Annotated in this window: 18 protein-coding genes; 10 read left to right on the top strand and 8 right to left on the bottom strand. The window is 44.5% G+C overall.

What is annotated here, in order from left to right:
* From Q0230_RS10125 to ribF, 4 genes are read left to right on the top strand one after another with little or no spacing between them, the layout of a single operon-like run.
* Positions 1-948 (top strand): aspartate carbamoyltransferase catalytic subunit, encoded by a 948-nt coding sequence (locus Q0230_RS10125; protein WP_367274134.1) that lies wholly within the window; start codon positions 1-3, stop codon positions 946-948.
* Positions 945-2,243 carry a dihydroorotase gene (locus Q0230_RS10120; protein ID WP_298609869.1) on the top strand — a complete coding sequence of 433 codons (1,299 nt, stop codon included), beginning with the start codon at positions 945-947 and terminating at the stop codon, positions 2,241-2,243. The genes Q0230_RS10125 and Q0230_RS10120 overlap by 4 nt, the downstream gene beginning before the upstream one ends.
* Positions 2,244-2,246: 3 nt before the next feature.
* On the top strand, positions 2,247-2,711 hold the full coding sequence (locus Q0230_RS10115) for a tRNA (cytidine(34)-2'-O)-methyltransferase (RefSeq protein WP_298609868.1): 465 nt from the start codon (positions 2,247-2,249) through the stop codon (positions 2,709-2,711).
* 2 nt (positions 2,712-2,713) lie between these two features.
* Positions 2,714-3,625 carry a bifunctional riboflavin kinase/FAD synthetase gene (ribF, locus tag Q0230_RS10110; protein ID WP_298609867.1) on the top strand — a complete coding sequence of 304 codons (912 nt, stop codon included), beginning with the start codon at positions 2,714-2,716 and terminating at the stop codon, positions 3,623-3,625.
* A 17-nt stretch (positions 3,626-3,642) separates the two neighbouring features.
* Here ribF and Q0230_RS10105 read toward each other — a convergent pair whose 3' ends face one another.
* A complete protein-coding gene (locus tag Q0230_RS10105) occupies positions 3,643-4,656 on the bottom strand; it encodes a class 1 fructose-bisphosphatase (protein WP_298609866.1) in 1,014 nt (337 codons plus the stop codon).
* A gap of 408 nt (positions 4,657-5,064) precedes the next feature.
* On the opposite strand from Q0230_RS10105, the gene Q0230_RS10100 reads away from it, so the two are divergent.
* From Q0230_RS10100 to Q0230_RS10085, 4 genes are all read left to right on the top strand, one after another.
* Complete coding sequence (locus Q0230_RS10100; protein WP_298609865.1) at positions 5,065-5,685, top strand: sigma-70 family RNA polymerase sigma factor; 621 nt, start codon at positions 5,065-5,067, stop codon at positions 5,683-5,685.
* A 13-nt stretch (positions 5,686-5,698) separates the two neighbouring features.
* Positions 5,699-6,544, top strand: a complete 846-nt coding sequence (locus tag Q0230_RS10095) for a hypothetical protein (RefSeq protein ID WP_298609864.1) — start codon at positions 5,699-5,701, stop codon at positions 6,542-6,544.
* Positions 6,541-7,827: a S8 family serine peptidase gene (locus Q0230_RS10090; RefSeq protein WP_298609863.1), complete on the top strand. Its 1,287-nt coding sequence runs from the start codon at positions 6,541-6,543 to the stop codon at positions 7,825-7,827. Before Q0230_RS10095 ends, Q0230_RS10090 begins: the two co-directional genes overlap by 4 nt.
* Positions 7,828-7,959: 132 nt before the next feature.
* Positions 7,960-8,106: a hypothetical protein gene (locus Q0230_RS10085; RefSeq protein ID WP_298609862.1), complete on the top strand. Its 147-nt coding sequence runs from the start codon at positions 7,960-7,962 to the stop codon at positions 8,104-8,106.
* A gap of 15 nt (positions 8,107-8,121) precedes the next feature.
* On the opposite strand, the gene hemF is transcribed toward Q0230_RS10085, so the two are convergent.
* Positions 8,122-9,045 carry an oxygen-dependent coproporphyrinogen oxidase gene (hemF, locus tag Q0230_RS10080; RefSeq protein WP_298609861.1) on the bottom strand — a complete coding sequence of 308 codons (924 nt, stop codon included), beginning with the start codon at positions 9,043-9,045 and terminating at the stop codon, positions 8,122-8,124.
* 88 nt (positions 9,046-9,133) lie between these two features.
* Positions 9,134-10,087 carry an AEC family transporter gene (locus Q0230_RS10075; RefSeq protein ID WP_298609860.1) on the bottom strand — a complete coding sequence of 318 codons (954 nt, stop codon included), beginning with the start codon at positions 10,085-10,087 and terminating at the stop codon, positions 9,134-9,136.
* Between the two features lie 148 nt (positions 10,088-10,235).
* On the opposite strand from Q0230_RS10075, the gene Q0230_RS10070 reads away from it, so the two are divergent.
* Entirely contained in the window at positions 10,236-11,450 is a 1,215-nt protein-coding gene (locus tag Q0230_RS10070) for a class I SAM-dependent rRNA methyltransferase (protein ID WP_367274132.1), read from the top strand.
* Between the two features lie 30 nt (positions 11,451-11,480).
* Positions 11,481-11,804, top strand: coding sequence for a DUF1840 family protein (locus tag Q0230_RS10065; protein WP_298609859.1), 324 nt, complete (start codon positions 11,481-11,483; stop codon positions 11,802-11,804).
* 10 nt (positions 11,805-11,814) lie between these two features.
* Here the strand turns inward: Q0230_RS10065 and hisH are convergent, their stop codons facing one another.
* The 5 genes from hisH to Q0230_RS10040 form a co-directional block, all read right to left on the bottom strand.
* Positions 11,815-12,450, bottom strand: coding sequence for an imidazole glycerol phosphate synthase subunit HisH (gene hisH / locus Q0230_RS10060; protein WP_298609858.1), 636 nt, complete (start codon positions 12,448-12,450; stop codon positions 11,815-11,817).
* On the bottom strand, positions 12,450-13,043 hold the full coding sequence (gene hisB, locus Q0230_RS10055) for an imidazoleglycerol-phosphate dehydratase HisB (protein WP_298609857.1): 594 nt from the start codon (positions 13,041-13,043) through the stop codon (positions 12,450-12,452). Before hisB ends, hisH begins: the two co-directional genes overlap by 1 nt.
* 58 nt (positions 13,044-13,101) lie before the next feature.
* Positions 13,102-14,247 carry a ribonuclease D gene (gene rnd, locus Q0230_RS10050; RefSeq protein WP_298609856.1) on the bottom strand — a complete coding sequence of 382 codons (1,146 nt, stop codon included), beginning with the start codon at positions 14,245-14,247 and terminating at the stop codon, positions 13,102-13,104.
* A gap of 293 nt (positions 14,248-14,540) precedes the next feature.
* Positions 14,541-16,313 (bottom strand): trypsin-like serine protease, encoded by a 1,773-nt coding sequence (locus Q0230_RS10045; RefSeq protein WP_298609855.1) that lies wholly within the window; start codon positions 16,311-16,313, stop codon positions 14,541-14,543.
* The gene (locus Q0230_RS10040) at positions 16,310-17,659 is read right to left on the bottom strand and encodes a Calx-beta domain-containing protein (RefSeq protein WP_298609854.1); all 1,350 of its coding nucleotides are present in this window, start codon (positions 17,657-17,659) and stop codon (positions 16,310-16,312) included. The genes Q0230_RS10045 and Q0230_RS10040 overlap by 4 nt, the downstream gene beginning before the upstream one ends.
* Positions 17,660-17,689 lie beyond the last annotated feature (30 nt).

Raw genomic sequence — 17,689 nt, 5'->3', positions numbered from 1 at the left:
ATGCAGCTCGCGCCGGGTAATAAATTAAACCATTTCCTGACGGTTGAAGGGCTACCTTATCAATTACTGCACGATATTATGGATCGTGCCGAACAGTTCGTGACCTTACCTGCCAAACAGCAAAAAAAAGCACCGCTGCTGCGTGGTAAAACAGTGATGAATTTGTTCTTTGAGAACTCGACTCGTACCCGCGTGACCTTTGAGATTGCTGCCCAACGCCTCGGCGCTGATGTTATCAACTTAGATATTCGTACTTCGTCCACGGCTAAAGGTGAAACCTTACTGGATACGGTGCGCAATTTGGAGGCGATGAATGCAGATATGTTCGTGGTACGCCATGAACATGCGGGTACTGCGCAATTCATTGCCCGCTATGCAGCACCCCATATTAGTGTCCTGAATGCTGGTGATGGTCGTCACGCCCATCCCACACAGGCGATGTTAGATATGTTCACCATCCGCCAAAAGAAAGGTGCTTTTGAGCCACTCAAAGTTGCGATTGTGGGTGATGTTTTGCACTCACGGGTAGCACGTTCGCAAATTCACGCCTTAACCACTCTTTTGACAGGTGAAGTACGCGTGATTGGCCCGAAAACCTTGATTCCTGCCAATATTGAACGTATGGGCGTGAAGGTTTTTCATGATATGGATGAAGGTTTGCGTGATACGGATGTGGTGATCATGTTGCGTCTCCAGCGTGAACGGATGGCAGGGGCTTTACTTCCCTCTGAACGTGAGTTTGCCAAACTATATGGCTTAAATGAAAAGCGCTTAGAACTGACCAAACCAGATGCAATTGTGATGCATCCAGGGCCGATTAATCGCGGTGTGGAAATTGATACTGAAGTAGCCGATGGAGTGCGCTCAGTGATTTTAGAGCAAGTCACTAATGGGATTGCCGTGCGCATGGCGGTGATGGCGATGATTATGGGTGGGAGTGCAGCATGAGGAATCTAATCATCCAACAAGCCCGTGTTCTTGACCCCAACTCACGCACCGATCAAATTGCGAATGTCTATATTCAAGACGGCACTATTGTAGCCATCGGCGGCCAATCAACCACGTTAGACAACTTCCATGCTGCCGAAAAGGTGAATGCTAGCGGTTTATGGCTAATGCCTGGTGCTATTGATCTTGCCGCTTGGTTACGTGAGCCGGGTTTAGATCACAAGGCCACTTTAGCCAGTGAAACGCGCGCTGCTGCCGCAAGTGGAGTTACCACACTCTGCTATCAACCTGATCCAGCGACTAGTATTGATAACTCAGCTGCAGTGAATTTAATCCGCAAAATTAACCAAGGTTTGCAACTAGCGAATGTCGAAGTCATCGGCAATATGACCTTTAAGTTAGAAGGCAAACGCTTGTGCAATATTGGTGGTTTGCGGCGTGTCGGCTGTGTCGGTGTCACGAATGCTTGGCAACCCTTTGAAAACTTAAATGTGATGCGGCGGGCGATGGAATATGCTTCTACGCATGATCTAACCGTGTTCATGTATCCCTTAGAGCATGGTTTAGCCGCCGGAGGGGTGATGCATGAAGGCGAAGTGTCCACCCGCTTAGGCTTACCTGCGATTCCTGCAGCGGCTGAGACAGTTGCTGTCGCACAGATTATTGCTTTAATGGAATTAACTGGTAGCCGTGTGCATTTTTGTCGTTTATCTGCGGCGGGTAGTGTGCGTTTAATTCGCCAAGCGAAGCGGGATGGTTTAGCAGTCACTGCGGATGTGGCTGCCCATCAACTCTATTTGACTGAACGTAATGTGTTAGATTTCGACCCACTATGCCATGTCCGCCCACCTTTGCGTGCCCAAGCGGATCGTGATGCACTGCTGCAAGGTTTAAGTGATGGGACAATTGATGCAATTTGCTCCGATCACCAGCCGCATGAATTGGATGCGAAGCTTGCACCTTTCCAGCAAACCGAGCCAGGGATTGCGTCTTTAGAGACTTTAGTGCCTTTGACTTTGCGCTTAGCGGAAGAGGGGGTTCTGCCGCTGCTACAGGCTTTAAGAAAGATTACGTTTAATCCAGCACGCATTATTGGTAGCCAAGCAGGTTGTATTGCGATCGGTGCTCCGGCTGATTTAGTGCTATTAAAACCTGATGTCCTTTGGGACTTCACCCTAGAAAAAATGCTCAGCCAAGGCAAAAATACACCGTTTGCAGGTTGGAGTTTTAATGGCCAAGTCCAACGTACTTTGTTGGCTGGTCACACGGTTTATCAAGCTCAGGAGGCTAACTGAGCAATGTTACATGTTGCTTTATTTGAACCCGAAATTCCGCCGAATACCGGGAATATTATGCGTTTATGTGCCAATACGGGCTGTCGTTTACACTTAATTCATCCATTAGGGTTTTCCTTGGATGAAAAGCAAGTACGAAGAGCGGGAATGGACTACCGAGATTTAGCTGCTGTGCAAGAGCATGAAAGCTTTGCGGCTTTTAATAAAGCAATACTCGGTAAGCGTGTATTTGCTTGCAGTACCAAAGCTAAAACCTCGTATGCAGAAACAGCTTTTCAAGATGAGGATGTCTTGCTGTTTGGCCCTGAAACGCGTGGCTTACCGGAAATCCTCTTAGCCAGCTTGCCTGAAGATTTAAAGCTGCGGATTCCGATGTTACCGGATAGCCGTAGCTTGAATTTGTCAAATACGGTGGCAGTAGTTGTGTATGAAGCCTTGCGTCAGCAAAACTTTGTAGGCTTAAGTTAGCCATGAAATTGCTACGTGCGTGGACTCATTCCAGCCAAGCCTGTATCGCCACGATTGGTAACTTTGACGGTTTACATTTAGGTCATCAAAGTGTGATTCGGCAAGTACAAGACAAGGCAACACATTTAGGCTTGGCGTCCACGGTGATTAGCTTTGAACCACTCCCTGCTGAATACTTACGTCAGCCGCCACCAAGCCGTATTTTACCACTGCGGGATAAACTGCTTTATCTGCAAAGTCTACAGCTAGATCAATTTGCCTGTTTGCACTTTAACCAAGCGCTTGCTGAAATGGAGCCTGAGGCTTTTATTCAAGACATACTTTTAGATGGTTTAAAAGTACGTGCTCTGGTAGTTGGTGATGATTTCCGTTTTGGCCGCAAGCGCCGCGGGGATTATAACCTATTACAAGCTATGGGTGCTCAACAAGGTATGGAGGTCATTCAAACCTCAACTTTATTACATACTAATGATCGCGTAAGCAGTACTTGGGTACGCCAAGCTTTAGCTCAGGCCGATTTAACCACAGTTAAAACCTTACTTGGGCGACCTTATTCTTTATCGGGTCGCGTGCGACATGGGAATAAATTGGGTCGGACGATTGGTTTCCCCACTTTAAATTTGCGGATTCCAGAAAATATTGCATTGTGTAAAGGTGTATACGCAGTGCAGGCTTATCGAGCGGCTGAAGCAAAGGTAAAAGGAATTGCCAACTTAGGCTCACGCCCTACGGTCAATGGTTTAGAAAGCCGTTTAGAAGTTCATTTATTTGATTTTTCTGAGCAAATTTATGGTGAGCATTGGACGATTGAGCCAACTGACTTCATTCGCCCTGAACAGCGTTTTGAATCTTTTGAGTTACTCAAACAACAGATTAAACTGGATGTGGAGCAAGCTCGCAGCCTACTCCACTAATGGGCAACTATGGTTAATTAGAGTAGGTGATAATCAATCACACGTTGGACTTCATTCTTCGAGCCTAACACCACTGGTACACGTTGATGCAAAGCATAAGGCTGCATCTCTAAAATTCGTTCGCGCCCTGTGCTAGCTAAACCACCGGCTTGCTCAATTACCATACTCATAGGATTAGCTTCATAAAGTAGGCGTAATTTGCCTTCCTTACCGGATTTACGCATTTTTTCATCCAGTGGATACATGAAAATTCCCCCACGGGACAGGATCCGATGGACTTCTGCTACCATCGAGGCCACCCAGCGCATATTAAAATCTTTACCGCGCACACCTTCTTTGCCAGCCACACATTCTTGAATATACCGCTGGATGGGTGCTTCCCAATGGCGTTGGTTAGAGGTATTGATAGCAAATTCCTTGGTATCTTCGGGAATTTTCACATCATCACGGGTCAGAATGAACTCACCACAGCTATTGTCGAGGGTAAACATACTGACACCGCGCCCGGTAGTAATCACCATAATGGTAGAAGGCCCATACAGACAATAACCAGCAGCAACTTGTTTAGTACCGGGCAAAAGGAAGTCTTCTGCAGTGGGGTTTAATACACCTTTGGGAGCCTTGACCACAGAAAAGATGGTCCCCACCGACACATTCACATCCATATTTGAAGAGCCATCGAGGGGATCGAAGGTCACTAAATACCCGCCACGCCGTTTACCTTCTTTGAGGTTATAAACGGTTTCCATTTCCTCAGACGCCAAAGCAGCTACATGCCCATTATTTTCTAAGGCTTCAATAAAAACATCATTGGAAATAATGTCCATTTTCTTTTGAATTTCACCTTGGACATTTTCTGAACTAGCCGCACCTAATACCCCGACTAAAGCACCTTTTCTGGTTAAACCAGACAATTTTTTACAAGCGGTCGCAATATCATTTAATAGCCCGGTGAAATGCCCGCTAGCTCCCTCATAAGTATGTTGTTCTTCAATAATATATTGAGTGAGTGTTGTACCAATTTGATACATAGAAGTAATCCTAAAACAGAATAAAAATCGCTAAATGAGCGAGGCGACAGAACAACCTTGCCCGATCATGAATGTTCAAGAATAATAGCAGCTTGCCTTTATGCAACGATATAGATCAATCGGTGTAAAAAACTCGGGCCCGAAGGCCCGATAGATTTGCGAGGGAGTATTATAATTTTATGATGACTAGTTCGAGTGTGTAATGATCCTTGATTAGGATGTAAGCCACTGTTCTATGAAGCCGAGGTGTTGTTTGGTAGAACGCTCAGTTCTACAATAGTGTGCAGCTAATGACTCTCTGTCGTGCCATCACAACCGTCGGTTCATTTGTTTTTTCTACCTAGCTCAGGCTGCAAGAAAAAATTACAAGAAATTCAAACCAAATAATGATTCAGGGCGACGAAGCTTATGAACGGTTCAATCAAGCACCAAGAAACTGATAGCAATAGTGCAGAGCAAAACATTAGGAATGTTGGCGACGAGGAACTTTTAAGCCAAATTGCTCAAGGGGATCGACAAGCGTTTAGGCGTTTGTATTTGAAATATCAACCTCGACTAGTGAGTTATTGTGCTCGCTTACTGAAAGATGATGTCGCACAAGCGGCAGATATTGTTGATGATGCACTCTTTGATGTATGGCGATCCGCTGATAAGTTTGAAGGTAAATCCAAAGCGTCTACATGGATTTATTCTATTACCCGTAATAAGCTCATTTCTTGGCTAAGAAAAACATCTGAAGTCACTTTAGATGATGATGCTCTCATGTTGGCGATGGAAGATAGTGCTCCCAATCCAGAAGAACTCCGGATTGAGGAAGACATGAAGGATCAATTACTGCGCATGATGAACCATTTGACAGATGAACATCGAGATGTATTAAAGCTCACTTATTTTGAAGATAAGTCAGTCAAAGAAGTAGCTGATCTTCTTAACATCTCCGAGAACACCGTCAAAACACGCATGTTCTATGCTCGCAAGCGTTTAGGTCAAATGCTTGAAAAAGCTGGAATCATGGAATTCGATATATAAACTGGTCATCTTTATGAGTAATCTTGAGTCCAATAAACTCTTAGAAGAAGCGCGCCGCTTACTTCCGTGGTATCTCACCGATAAGCTTAGCAAAGCAGAACAGGGATTAGTTAATCAAGCTTTGGAGCAATATCCAGAGCTGCAACATGAGCTTGCACAAGAAGAAAAAATGATGCGGATCGTGCGCACCAATACAAGCCTATTAGAGTTGTCCGCACTTGATACCACTGAGCAACGTTTAAATAAACTGTTAGTACGCATTGACCGTGCTGACGAAAAGCTGGAGGAGCCTACTGAAGCGACTCAATTAGTAGTTGAGCCTGAACCTCTTCCAAGCCAAGCGACTAGGCCTGCTTCGAATAGTCATAACACTTCAGTTATGAATCAGCCAAAAACTCAAATTAAGAAAAACTGGTTCGATTTTTTATGGCGCCAACCCTTATTTAATCTTGAGTGGTTCACTCCAGCGAATGCAGTGTTCGCAAGCTTAGTGATTGCCCAAGTTGCTGTCTTGGCTTATAACCAGTTTAATACCAAGGCTGACTCCCAGTTTACAGTTGCCAGTGTGGAAACTCCGCATACGGTGAACTTTACTGCTGATGGTAAAACTGCACTGAGCCGCTTCTTAGTGCAATTTGCCGACAATGCTAAGCACCAAGAAGTTTGTGAGTTCTTAAATAAATGGCAGGCACATATTGTTGCAGGGCCAAATGCTCAAAGCATTTTTACGATTGAAATGCCGGTAGCTCCCAATATCGATAAAGTTGCCTTAGCCGATAGCATTATGCAGCAGACTGCTCAGCAAAGTTCACCTGTATTATTTTTAGGCCCACAATTTGAGGATAAAACGCCACAGTGACTAGACTTGCCTTCCAAGTAGCTGAGGCTTTAAAACGGAAAGCTCAGCGTTTTGGCTTTATTCTGATAGGTTTAAGTACTGCAAGTTTAGTAGTTGCAGCGCCAGCGGATAAAAAGATTAGCTATGACTCGCCAGCTTGCCAAATCTCTAGTGCTTGGTGTGTAGGTAACCTACCTGATAATAACCGTGACTATCGACAGAACGAATTACTCCTCTTATATGATGCTGGGCAGTCAGCTCGGTTTGCTGAAGAGGTACTGCAGCGTTATCGCTTGACACAAAAACGTACCGATGAGCTATTAGCTGTCCGTACCAAAATGCTCACGGTAGCTACTAATGGCCAAGATCCCAAGTCCCTAGTAGATACCATTAATAAACAGGAAGATAAAGTTGAAGCGAATTTAAGTCATTTATTCTTTACAGCAGCAAGTGCTAACACTAATGCAGTAGGCTCAATCGGTTATCCGCTCGATTTAACAGGTATTGCTCAAGCTCATCAATTTACTAAGGGCGCTGGAGTCAAAATTGGCATGGTGGATACGCCAATCGATATTTTGCATCGTTCCTTAGACAACTCCAAGGTTAGACGTGTTGAGTTGATCCCTGCTGGAGATAGCAATAATCAAAAGCATGGTACAGCGATTGCGGGTGTCTTGATTGGGCAAAATCCACGGATTGGGATTGCGCCGGAAGCCTCTTTATATGCGGTTAGCGCCTTTAGTTCTGATCAGCAAAATCCCAATGCCCGTAGCAGTACCGCAGGTTTAGTAGCCAAAGCGATTGATCTTTGTATTCAAGAAAAGGTTGATGTACTGAACCTTAGTTTTGCGGGTAAAACGGATCCCTTAGTAAGCAAAATGATCCAGAAAGCGGTCGAAAACAATATTATTGTGGTGGCTTCAGCAGGTAATGGCGGCCCTAATGCTGAGCCGGCTTATCCGGCTGCTTTTGATAATGTGTTAGCAGTCACCGCTGTCGACGAACAAGAAAGTATCTTTGGACGGGCTAACCGTGGGTCCTATATTGATGTCGCAGCACCTGGGGTTAATATTTTTACCACGTCCCCCGCAGGCACCTTTGATTTAGCCACAGGTACTTCAATGGCAACTGCACATGTAACTGGCCTCATTGCGCTGCTACTCTCAGTGAATAAGCAGGGTGTTACACCTCGACTGCTAGAACAAACTGCTATCGATTTAGGTCTTCAGGGTCGCGATAATGATTATGGCTACGGCTTAGTCAATGTAGATCGTGCCTTAGCCGCCTTGCGTGCTGCGCATTAAAATTTAATTCACCAAAACTTGATATAAGCCAATAAACCTGCAACTGGGCATCTGGCCTTTGATTGAAATCAAAGTGGATTTTTAGGCTAAGCTCAAAATTAAACTTGTCATAAGTCCACTAGGAGACAAGTTATGTCGAGCTTTTTCAGCAGTTTAACTGGCATTCTGTTTATGTCGAGCCTTACCATTATTTTCATTTTAGGCTTTCTTGCTTATCTGTTTTGGAAGTTTATGAAACTATCGAATCATAAACCCCAACCCGGCGAAAAATCTTGGTGAGTCCTGCAAGTCACTTTAGCTGCCGTCTAAATTCAACCAATCCCGAGGCTTTAAGAAATCAGTGTATAAACGAGCCTCGGCGGAATTTGGTGTGGGATGCCAATCGTAGCGCCATTTCACCAAAGGCGGCAGCGACATCAGAATCGATTCGGTGCGACCACCTGACTGTAGACCGAATAAGGTGCCACGGTCATAGACCAGATTAAACTCTACATAGCGCCCACGTCGGTATAATTGGAAATCCCGTTGAACTGCATTGAAAGCTAAGTTTTTACGCTTTTGCACAATGGGGCGATACGCTTGAATATAGTGATTACCCACACTTTGCATAAAGTTAAAAGTCTTTTCAAAACCCCATTCATTCAAATCATCAAAGAAGAGGCCACCAATACCACGTGGTTCATTGCGATGTTTTAAGAAAAAGTAATCATCACACCAGCGCTTATAGTTAGCATAAACCTCAGAACCGAACGGATCACAAGCATTTTTAGCGGTTTGATGCCAAGCAATGCAATCCTCTTCAAACCCATAATATGGAGTTAAATCAAAACCACCACCAAACCACCACACAGGCGCCTCTGTAGGATGCTCTGCAATAAAAAAGCGCACATTCGCATGCGAAGTTGGCACAAAAGGATTATTCGGGTGAATCACTAAGGACACGCCCATTGCTTGGAAACTACGCCCGGCTAACTCTGGTCGAGCCGCTGTAGCAGAAGGTGGCAGTGTTGAACCAAAGACATGAGAGAAATTCACTCCCCCTTGTTCAAAGACAGCACCACCCGCTAATACTCGAGTACGCCCACCGCCGCCACCTGGACGCTCCCACGCATCTTCAACGAATGGGGCTTGACCATCTTCAGCGCTTAGTTGCGCACAAATATCATCTTGCAAAGCCAGTAAATAGCGCTTAACCGCTTCAATATTCGGTTGGGTCATAGTGGAATGCTCGTGTTCACTTAAACAGAAAGTCGCTTATTGTAACGAGATTTTACCTTGCAGGTCGACGATACCGTCTAAACCTGATTTACATCAAACCCAACCCCTTCACGATTGCAATACCAATGCTCGTGCTTAACACCGAACCGACTGTGGTTAAAGCAATAATATTTGCAGCCAGCGCACTATTCCCCCCCATCGCTCTAACCATCACATAACTAGCTGCGGCGGTTGGTGCAAACGACATTAAGACTAAAACACCTAATTCAATGCCACTAAATCCTGCCCAAATCCCACAGGCAGTAAACACGAGGGGAATAAAAATTAACTTACCTAAACTGGCACTTACCGTATTGTGCATATCTTGGCGCATGGATTTAAAACTCAAGGAAGCACCGGTACACAGTAGGGCGAGGGGTAAAGTCATTTGGGCAAAATATTCGCCCGATTTCAGAACCATCTCTGGTAGTTTCCACTCCATATAGGAAACGGGTAAGGCGAGCAAAATACCAATGATTAGTGGATTTTTCGCAATACCCTTCAGAATCGGCATAATCCCTTGCCCCTTTTTGTGCAGAGAGCGGCTCAGGGTAATCACTGAAAGAATATTAAAAAGAATCGTGATCAAGCCCAAATACAAAGACGCAGCCGCTACTCCAGCTTCCCCATAAGCATTCGCACAATAGGCTAGACCAATAATCCCCATATTGGAACGGAAAGCACCCTGTACAACCACACCGCGATCCTCAGCTGGCTTTACCGTAAAATAAGCAAATATTTCTAAGATAAGGAAAGTAATAATACTTAGTAAGGCACCTAAACCAATCAACCCAAAATTAGCACTTTCACTAATATGCGTTTTACTTACACTAATAAATAATAGGGCTGGTAAAGTTACATTAAAAACTAAGCGTGAACCTGCTTCGACAAAAGCATCAGTTAAAAGGCCAATGCGTTTTAAATACACGCCCAGCATTAAAATCAGAAAAATGGGGCCAGTGACATTCAGGGAAAAGGCCAAAGAGGCGAGAAACTCAGACATGATTTAACTTGCTATTTACAAAAAAGCACTCTACGCCTCAGTTCAAACGAGAGCAAGTTAGCGACTTACAAAAAGCTGATACGATCTTATTTGACCAAAGGGAAAGCGTGCAGGTATAACAAGCAAGCTGTGCATCGGAGACCTCGTTTTGACTATCAAATCTGCTACTTCTCGCCCCTCTTATCCACAAGTTGTGTTACAGCGTGGTCGGGATAAAAATATTCGTGCCCGCCATCCTTGGGTCTTTTCTGGTGCGATTGCTAGTGTCAAAGGTGAACCCGCTTTAGGGGAAACGGTAGAAGTACGCTCTGAACATGGCGATCTACTCGGCATGGGCGCTTGGTCGCCACAATCACAAATTCAAGTACGCTTATGGGCGGTGGGGCGAGCAACGATTGATCGTGCTTTTTTCGCTGAAAAAATTCAAGCCGCTTTACAGCAACGCCAAAGTCTAGGAATTAGCGCACGTAACACTGCTTATCGTGTACTCAATGCTGAATCAGATAGTTTACCAGGTGTTGTTGTTGATAAGTTTGGTGATTGGCTGATTATGCAAGCACTTACCGCTGGGGCTGAGCATTGGAAGCATGTGATTGCCGAGCTATTAATGGAGCAGCTTGCCTGCAAAGGGGTGTATGAACGCTCCGATGTAGAGATCCGCAAGAAAGAAGGCTTAAGCACAACCACAGGTTTATTGCTTGGAGAAATGCCACCAGCTTTTATCGATATTCTTGAGGAAGGTCGTCACTATCGCGTTGATGTGCTCAATGGGCATAAGACTGGTTTCTATTTAGATCAACGAGACAATCGCACCGCTGTAGAGCACTATGCGCAAGGTAGAACGGTTCTTAACTGCTTCTCCTACACTGGAGGCTTTTCAATTGCGGCTCTCAAAGGGGGAGCAATCAAAGCGATTAATATTGATGCTTCCCAACCTGCTTTGGATTTAGCGGCACAAGCCGCTCAACTCAATGGCTTTAATCCTGAGCAAATGGACAATATTCAAGGCGATGTATTTCAGCTATTGCGCCAATACCGAGATGAAGGTCGACAGTTTGATTTAATCATTCTAGACCCACCCAAATTTGCCGAAAATAAAAGCCAAATTGAGAAAGCAGCGCGTGGCTATAAGGACATAAATTTACTAGGCTTTAGGTTATTGAAGCCGAATGGGCTACTATTTACGTTCTCATGTTCTGGTTTAATGGATAGCAATTTGTTCCAAAAAATTGTAGCGGATGCTGCGGTTGATGCGGGTTGTGATGCACAAATCATTCGTAAATTGGATCAAGCGAGCGATCATCCCACCCGTTTAGCTTTTCCTGAGGGCTATTATTTGAAAGGCCTGATCTGTCAGAAATAGCCCACGCATATCTTGATAAGGAGTTAAACCATGTTAGTTCGTTTTGATAGCAAAGTCGGTACCTTCTCCATGTTTGAAAAGGATGCACGCCATATGATCAAGCTCATGGGGCATAGCGACACGATTCCAGGAGCCATTTTAGGTACTGAGATAGAAAAAACCTTGCAGACGTTTCAAACAGGTTTGACCGAAGCGGCTAAACAAGAAAATCAGCATCTTGCACCGAAGCAGCATGAGGATGAAGAAGAAACGGTGTCTGTTAACCGTCGTGCTTATCCGGTGCTTGAGCTGCTTAAGAAAGCAGCTAAACAAAAAGAAACAGTCATGTGGGATTTCGACGATAAGCTGGTCTAAACCCACTCTATTACGGCTGCCACTGCATGAAATTTGCAAGCAGCCGTAAGCCATCCTCTGCCGATTTTTCAGGATGAGCCTGAATCGCAAATACATTATCCTTCGCAATGGCTGAAGCGTAATTCAAACCATAGAAGGTTTCACCGCTCACTAAGCTTTGATCGGTTGGTTCCACATAATAGCTATGCACGAAATAAAAGCGTGCAGCATCTTTAATCCCAGTCCAGAGTGGATGCGCCGTTTTCTGCTGAATTTGATTCCAACCCATTTGTGGCGTTTTTAAATGCGCAATATTTAAGTGCTTAAAGTAGTTCACTTTACCTGCATAAACGCCCATACACTCCACACCCGCATTCTCCTCTGAGAATTCCATCAGCACTTGCATACCCATGCAAATACCTAGAAAGGGTTTGGTCTTAGCAACTTCACGCACAATTTCACTTAAACCACGGGTTTCAAGCTCACGCATACAATCACGTGCTGCACCTTGTCCTGGAAAAACGATCCGATCTGCATGGCGAATAAAATCAGGGTCTGCGGTAATTTCGACCTGAGTACCGCCGGGAGCTACATGCTTCACTGCACGCCCAACGGAATGCAGATTGCCCATATTGTAATCAATAATCGCAACTTTCATTACTTTCATTACAAACTGCCTTTAGTCGAAGGCATAATCCCAGCCATCCGCGGATCTAGCTCTAGCGCCATTCTCAAGGCACGGCCAAAAGCTTTAAAAATCGTTTCAGCAATGTGATGCGCATTATGTCCGCGCAAATTATCAATATGCAGCGTGACTAAAGCATGATTGACAAAACCTTGGAAAAACTCAAAGAAGAGGTCGGTATCAAATTGACCAATGTGGGAGCGACGATAATCTGCATGGTGCTCAATGCCGGGTCGACCAGAGAAATCAATCACTACCCGAGATAAAGCTTCATCCAAGGGTACATAAGCATGACCATAACGACGCAAGCCTTTCTTATCACCTACTGCCTTATTGAGCGCTTGACCTAAGGTAATCCCAATATCTTCCACACTATGATGGTCATCAATATGGCGATCACCTTGGCAAGTAATGGTGAGATCAATCATGCCGTGCCGTGCTACTTGATCCAGCATGTGCTCCAGAAAGGGAATCCCTGTATTAAAACTAGATTTGCCTGTGCCATCTAAATTGACGGTCACAGAAATACGAGTTTCTAAAGTATTTCGCTCTACGGTAGCAATACGCTCGGTCATACCATCGCCTATAAGTTCAAACTGCTAAAAGCGCAGTTTAACACAGCTCTGCAGAAGATTAGGTGTCGATCGTTAAGGATTGATCTTGTACTCGCACACAAGCTTTACCACTTAAAATACGGGCGAATAAATCATTCACTAAACTGCCTCGCCAATCATCTGAGAGCTGTGTGCGACCTTCGGTGAGCATTTTTTCAATTTGCGCCCGACTCGCAAGCATTGCTGCGGAAATATTATGAGCTAAGGCCTGCTGATTAACGATCACCATCAATAAATCCGCCACTAAGGATAACTCAGCATCCAATTTACGCCGACGAGGTAAATCCGGCCATTCTTCTGCAGGCAAAGCTTGCGCACGCCGAATTAAATCTAGCCAAACTTGTCCATAACGAGCGATTTGCTCAGTACTTAAACCACGAATATCCGCAAAATCATGCAAATCGCGATTTTTCATCCGTGCCATATCCACTAGCACTTCATCAGTTAATAACCAACGGCGGGGTAAATCTTTTTGAATAGCTAACTCTTCGCGCCAAGCTGAAAGCTCACGTAGCACAGCTAATTGTTTAGGCTTTAAGAGCTGCACACCCTTGACCCGTTCCCAGCTCAGCCAAGGATCAGGTGTATATTCGCTTGCTTCAGCTAAGCGCTCAAACGGCTTATTCAGCCAGTTTAAGCGTCCAGTTTCTTGTAAGCGCTGTTTAAGCAAGGGATAAATCTGACGTAGATAACGTACATCATCAATCGCATAATCGAGCTGCTGATGAGTCAAGGGGCGTCGTGCCCAATCAGTCCGCGATTGCGATTTATCCAACTGTATGCCTAATAACTCCTCCACTAAACGGGCATAGCCTAATTGATCCCCCAAACCGAGCACAGCTGCCGCTATCTGTGTGTCAAAAATAGGGGCGGGAACTTGACCGCTGAGATGATACAAAATCTCCAAATCTTGCCAAGCCGCATGAAAGACTTTTAGCATTTTGGGATTTTGTAACCACATGAAAAAAACCGATAAATCCTCAATATTTAAAGGATCAATACAAACTAAATCATCAGCAGTAGCCAATTGAATTAAGCAAAGACGCGGATAATAAGTTTTTTCTCGAATAAATTCAGTGTCTAAGGCAATCCACTCAGAATACTGAGCTTTTTCTAAAAACCTATTTAATTGTTCTGATTTATCAATGTATTCAAATTCGGCCATGAGTGCTACTGCGAGAAAGGAATCGGTTAGTATAGTGGAATTACTAAAGCTTCGATATTTTAGAATTCACTAATAAACTAAAATATTTGAAATCAATGCTTTATGGGTAAGATAGATTTGACTTCTACAATTTTTTGACTACACTCAAGTCTAGATCTGACACTTCACTTTATCAGTTTTTCATTCCTCAACCGCTAGTGAGGAAACTAGCTACGGTGCACTAAACCTGTAGCGCATTCTGGCTCGGAAACATTAACTTGAATCCGAGCCGTATTTTCATTAATTAATTTCGCTCAAAATAAAATCGTTTCAATATATTGTTTAATTTCTGTAGCGGTTTTTCTTTTCGAATTAGTAAAATCAAATTGCCCAATTAGCGCGGCATCGGTTAATCCTGCCAGATAGCGAACCATTAAAACGCCATCTTTGTTTGCTTCCAACAAACCATCACCATCCAAATCTAAGGTTGGTTTCAGTAAATCGAGTTTAGTTTCAAGCTGAGTATAATCAACGCTAGCCGTTGTGACATTGGCAGTTAACTCCGCACCACGCTTCCCCGCTAAATAGCGTGCCATAATCACGCCATCCACTAAAGCCGTTAAAGGTTGATTAGGATTGACTAAACTCGTTACTGTGCCCCCCGTAGCCTCAAGCCAAGTTGTCACATAAGGATGAAAACGCTCCAAACGAGTATATTCATCGGGCGAATTGGGCGTAGTACAACTGGATGAACCGCCCACTAAAGTGCCTTTTAAATAGGGTGTTCCATTGATAGTTGTCCATAAACCAGAACCGCTACTACCCTGTGCCGTAATCCCCTGAGTCCAAGCTACCTGAGTGAAACTACCGGCTGGATCTTTAGTCACCATAAAGCCACTCGTAGTGGTACTCACATTCGCATAGCTTACAAAATTGCCTTGGCTAAACTGCTTGGGATAACCTGAACCATGATGAATACCCACTACAGGAGCATTGGCTGCCAAACTGCTTAAAGCCCAACCGGATAACATCGCCCCTACTGGTGGGGAAGTGCGTAAACGCACTAAGGTACTATCTAATTCAGTTCTTGAGGCTAATAAATCAGCACCACCTGTGGTACGTACCCAAGATGAAGTACCAGAGCCACAACTAGTTTCTTGATGGAACCAGTAAAAGTCCATGCTAGCTGCCGAAGTAGCCTCATTAATACAATGGGCTGCGGTAATAAAATAGGGAATTTGTGTACCTGTATCTTTATCAGCCAGGAGTGTACCGGTACACAAAAAACTGCTACCTGTACTATTCGTAAAAATATAGCGTGCTACGGCTTGGGCAGTGGGCTGCCAAGCCGTCGGTGCACAGGCCATACTCACATCGCAACTGGAAAACTTTAAAATAGCCTCATTCGCTAACTTAAATTGGGCGGTTTTAAAGTCATAATCAATATGCGAAATTTGCGGGATACTGAGCTGAATCTGGGTTAAATCAACCCCTTCAGGTACAAACACCTCTACACCTAATTGGCTACCGCTAATAGTAGGTGTCCATAGTTGAAGCTGTTTAGCACCCTCTAATACTTTAAAATCACTGGATTGATAAGCGCCATAAACCTCATCATCTTGTTCGGGAGCAAAGATGCGTAGCTCTACCCCAGTCGGTAAGGCTTGTTCCAACTGAATCAAAGCACGCAAACTAGCAGCTCCTTCCGAGCTAAGCATAAATTGCGCAGCCTGCCCACCTAAAACCGGCTGCCACACCCAATCTTGTACCGCAGGTAAAGCTGGTACGGGGCGTTCAATGCCAATTTTTAAAGCTCTATGTTGCGTATCTTGCTGAGTGAGTGCACTTAGCTCGGCTGCACTAGGTTTACCCAAATGCATCGACTGCGCAGGGAAGAGTAAGCGAGTTAAACCACGCTGAGCAGGGTTTAAGCTGGTTAGCTTGAGTTGAGCTTGCTTAGCAGACAAAGCATAAGGCGCTGGTTGATAAATTTCTGGTTCTACTAGCTCATCCGCTGCGCTTGGCTGCAGAAGGCTAAATACTACGCTTAAACCTAAGGCCAATCTTTGCAAAAGGGGTTTGCTCATGCCTTGGCTCCTAGCTTTAAACGCTGGCGCAACCGCGCTTGGGTAAAGGCTAATAGCGCTAAGAGTGTACTTAATACGATCAACATTGATTGGCTTAAGCTGGGAATAGACTGAGCGTTGTTTGAATTTAAAGCTAAATCCGTATTACTCAAAGTTTCATCATCTAGGAGCGTTAAATCTAAACGGCTCAGATCAGCTAACTGATAAGCAGAATTGGTTGTTAAGTTAATTTTTAGACTTTCCTGTTGCTCTTGCTGAGTATCGTTCAATAGATTTAGAACCAAATTCGCCTGTGTTTGGCCAGCAAGAATAGTGACTGAACTAGGTAAGGCTTGGTAATCGCTGCCAACAGTAGCTGAACCACTGGTTTGTAAATAAACAGTTAGTGCTTGGCTAAGATCATTGGTTTGACGCGTTAGCGTAAGATTCAGACTCGTATCAGTGCCTTCGAGCACTTGCGTTTTGGCGCTGGTTAATGTGACGGTTGGTAAAGAGCTAACACTTGCATCTTGCAGAATAGCACTCGCTTGAGTACTACTAGCTAACTGATAGTTATTATTAGTCTGTAAAGTTAGGATAATCGACTCATCGGCTTCCGTTGAGCTATCCGCAAGTGGCGTCGCTAGAATAGTCGCTTGCTGGCTACCTGCTGGAATCGTCACACTACCGGTTAAAGCCGTATAATCACTACCGGCTGTAGCGGTACCAGTTACCTGATAATTAACTTTTAAGTTGCCACACTCCAGTGGTAGAGCCGCTGCGAGACTCACTTGAAAACTAGCGGTATTGGTATTTTTTTCATTGGCAAGCGCATCTGAGGCACTGATAGAGACGGTTGGCTTAGCACAAATTACTAAAGGACTTGTTTGAAAATTCGTATTATTTGCGGTACTTGCTGCAGTCAAACGCACAGCGGTTGAACCAGCAAAACCGGCTTTGGTTTTAAAGTTACTACTAAGTAAATTTAAGGGTGTTTTACCTGTCCCTGGCCAAGTGGCATTAATATCCACCCAAGCTAACACCCAATACTTATCAGTACTTAGATCACCATCCAAATTTTGCGTATCATCACTTAGTGTGCCAATGGGTTGTAACTGGCTCGCATACGGCGTTTGATTGACAAAATCTAAAGCGGTGGAGTTGTAATGTACCCGCAGCGCTAAACCAACTGTATTTTCAGTATCAGGACTAGTGACTGTATAACTCAGATTCACTGGCACAGTAGCCTGCGAATCAGCAAATACTGTAGTCACCACTGGCTGTACCGATTGAGCTGCTTGCACGCTAGGGGCAACTAGCCAACTAAGACTAGCTAAAAAGCAGATAAGGGGCTTGAGCTGATTCATGCCTAATGATTATTTTTATTTATGAGTTGA

The organism is uncultured Thiothrix sp. (genome assembly GCF_937876535.1).
Lineage (GTDB): Bacteria > Pseudomonadota > Gammaproteobacteria > Thiotrichales > Thiotrichaceae > Thiolinea.
This window is presented reverse-complemented; position numbering and strand designations above follow the sequence as displayed.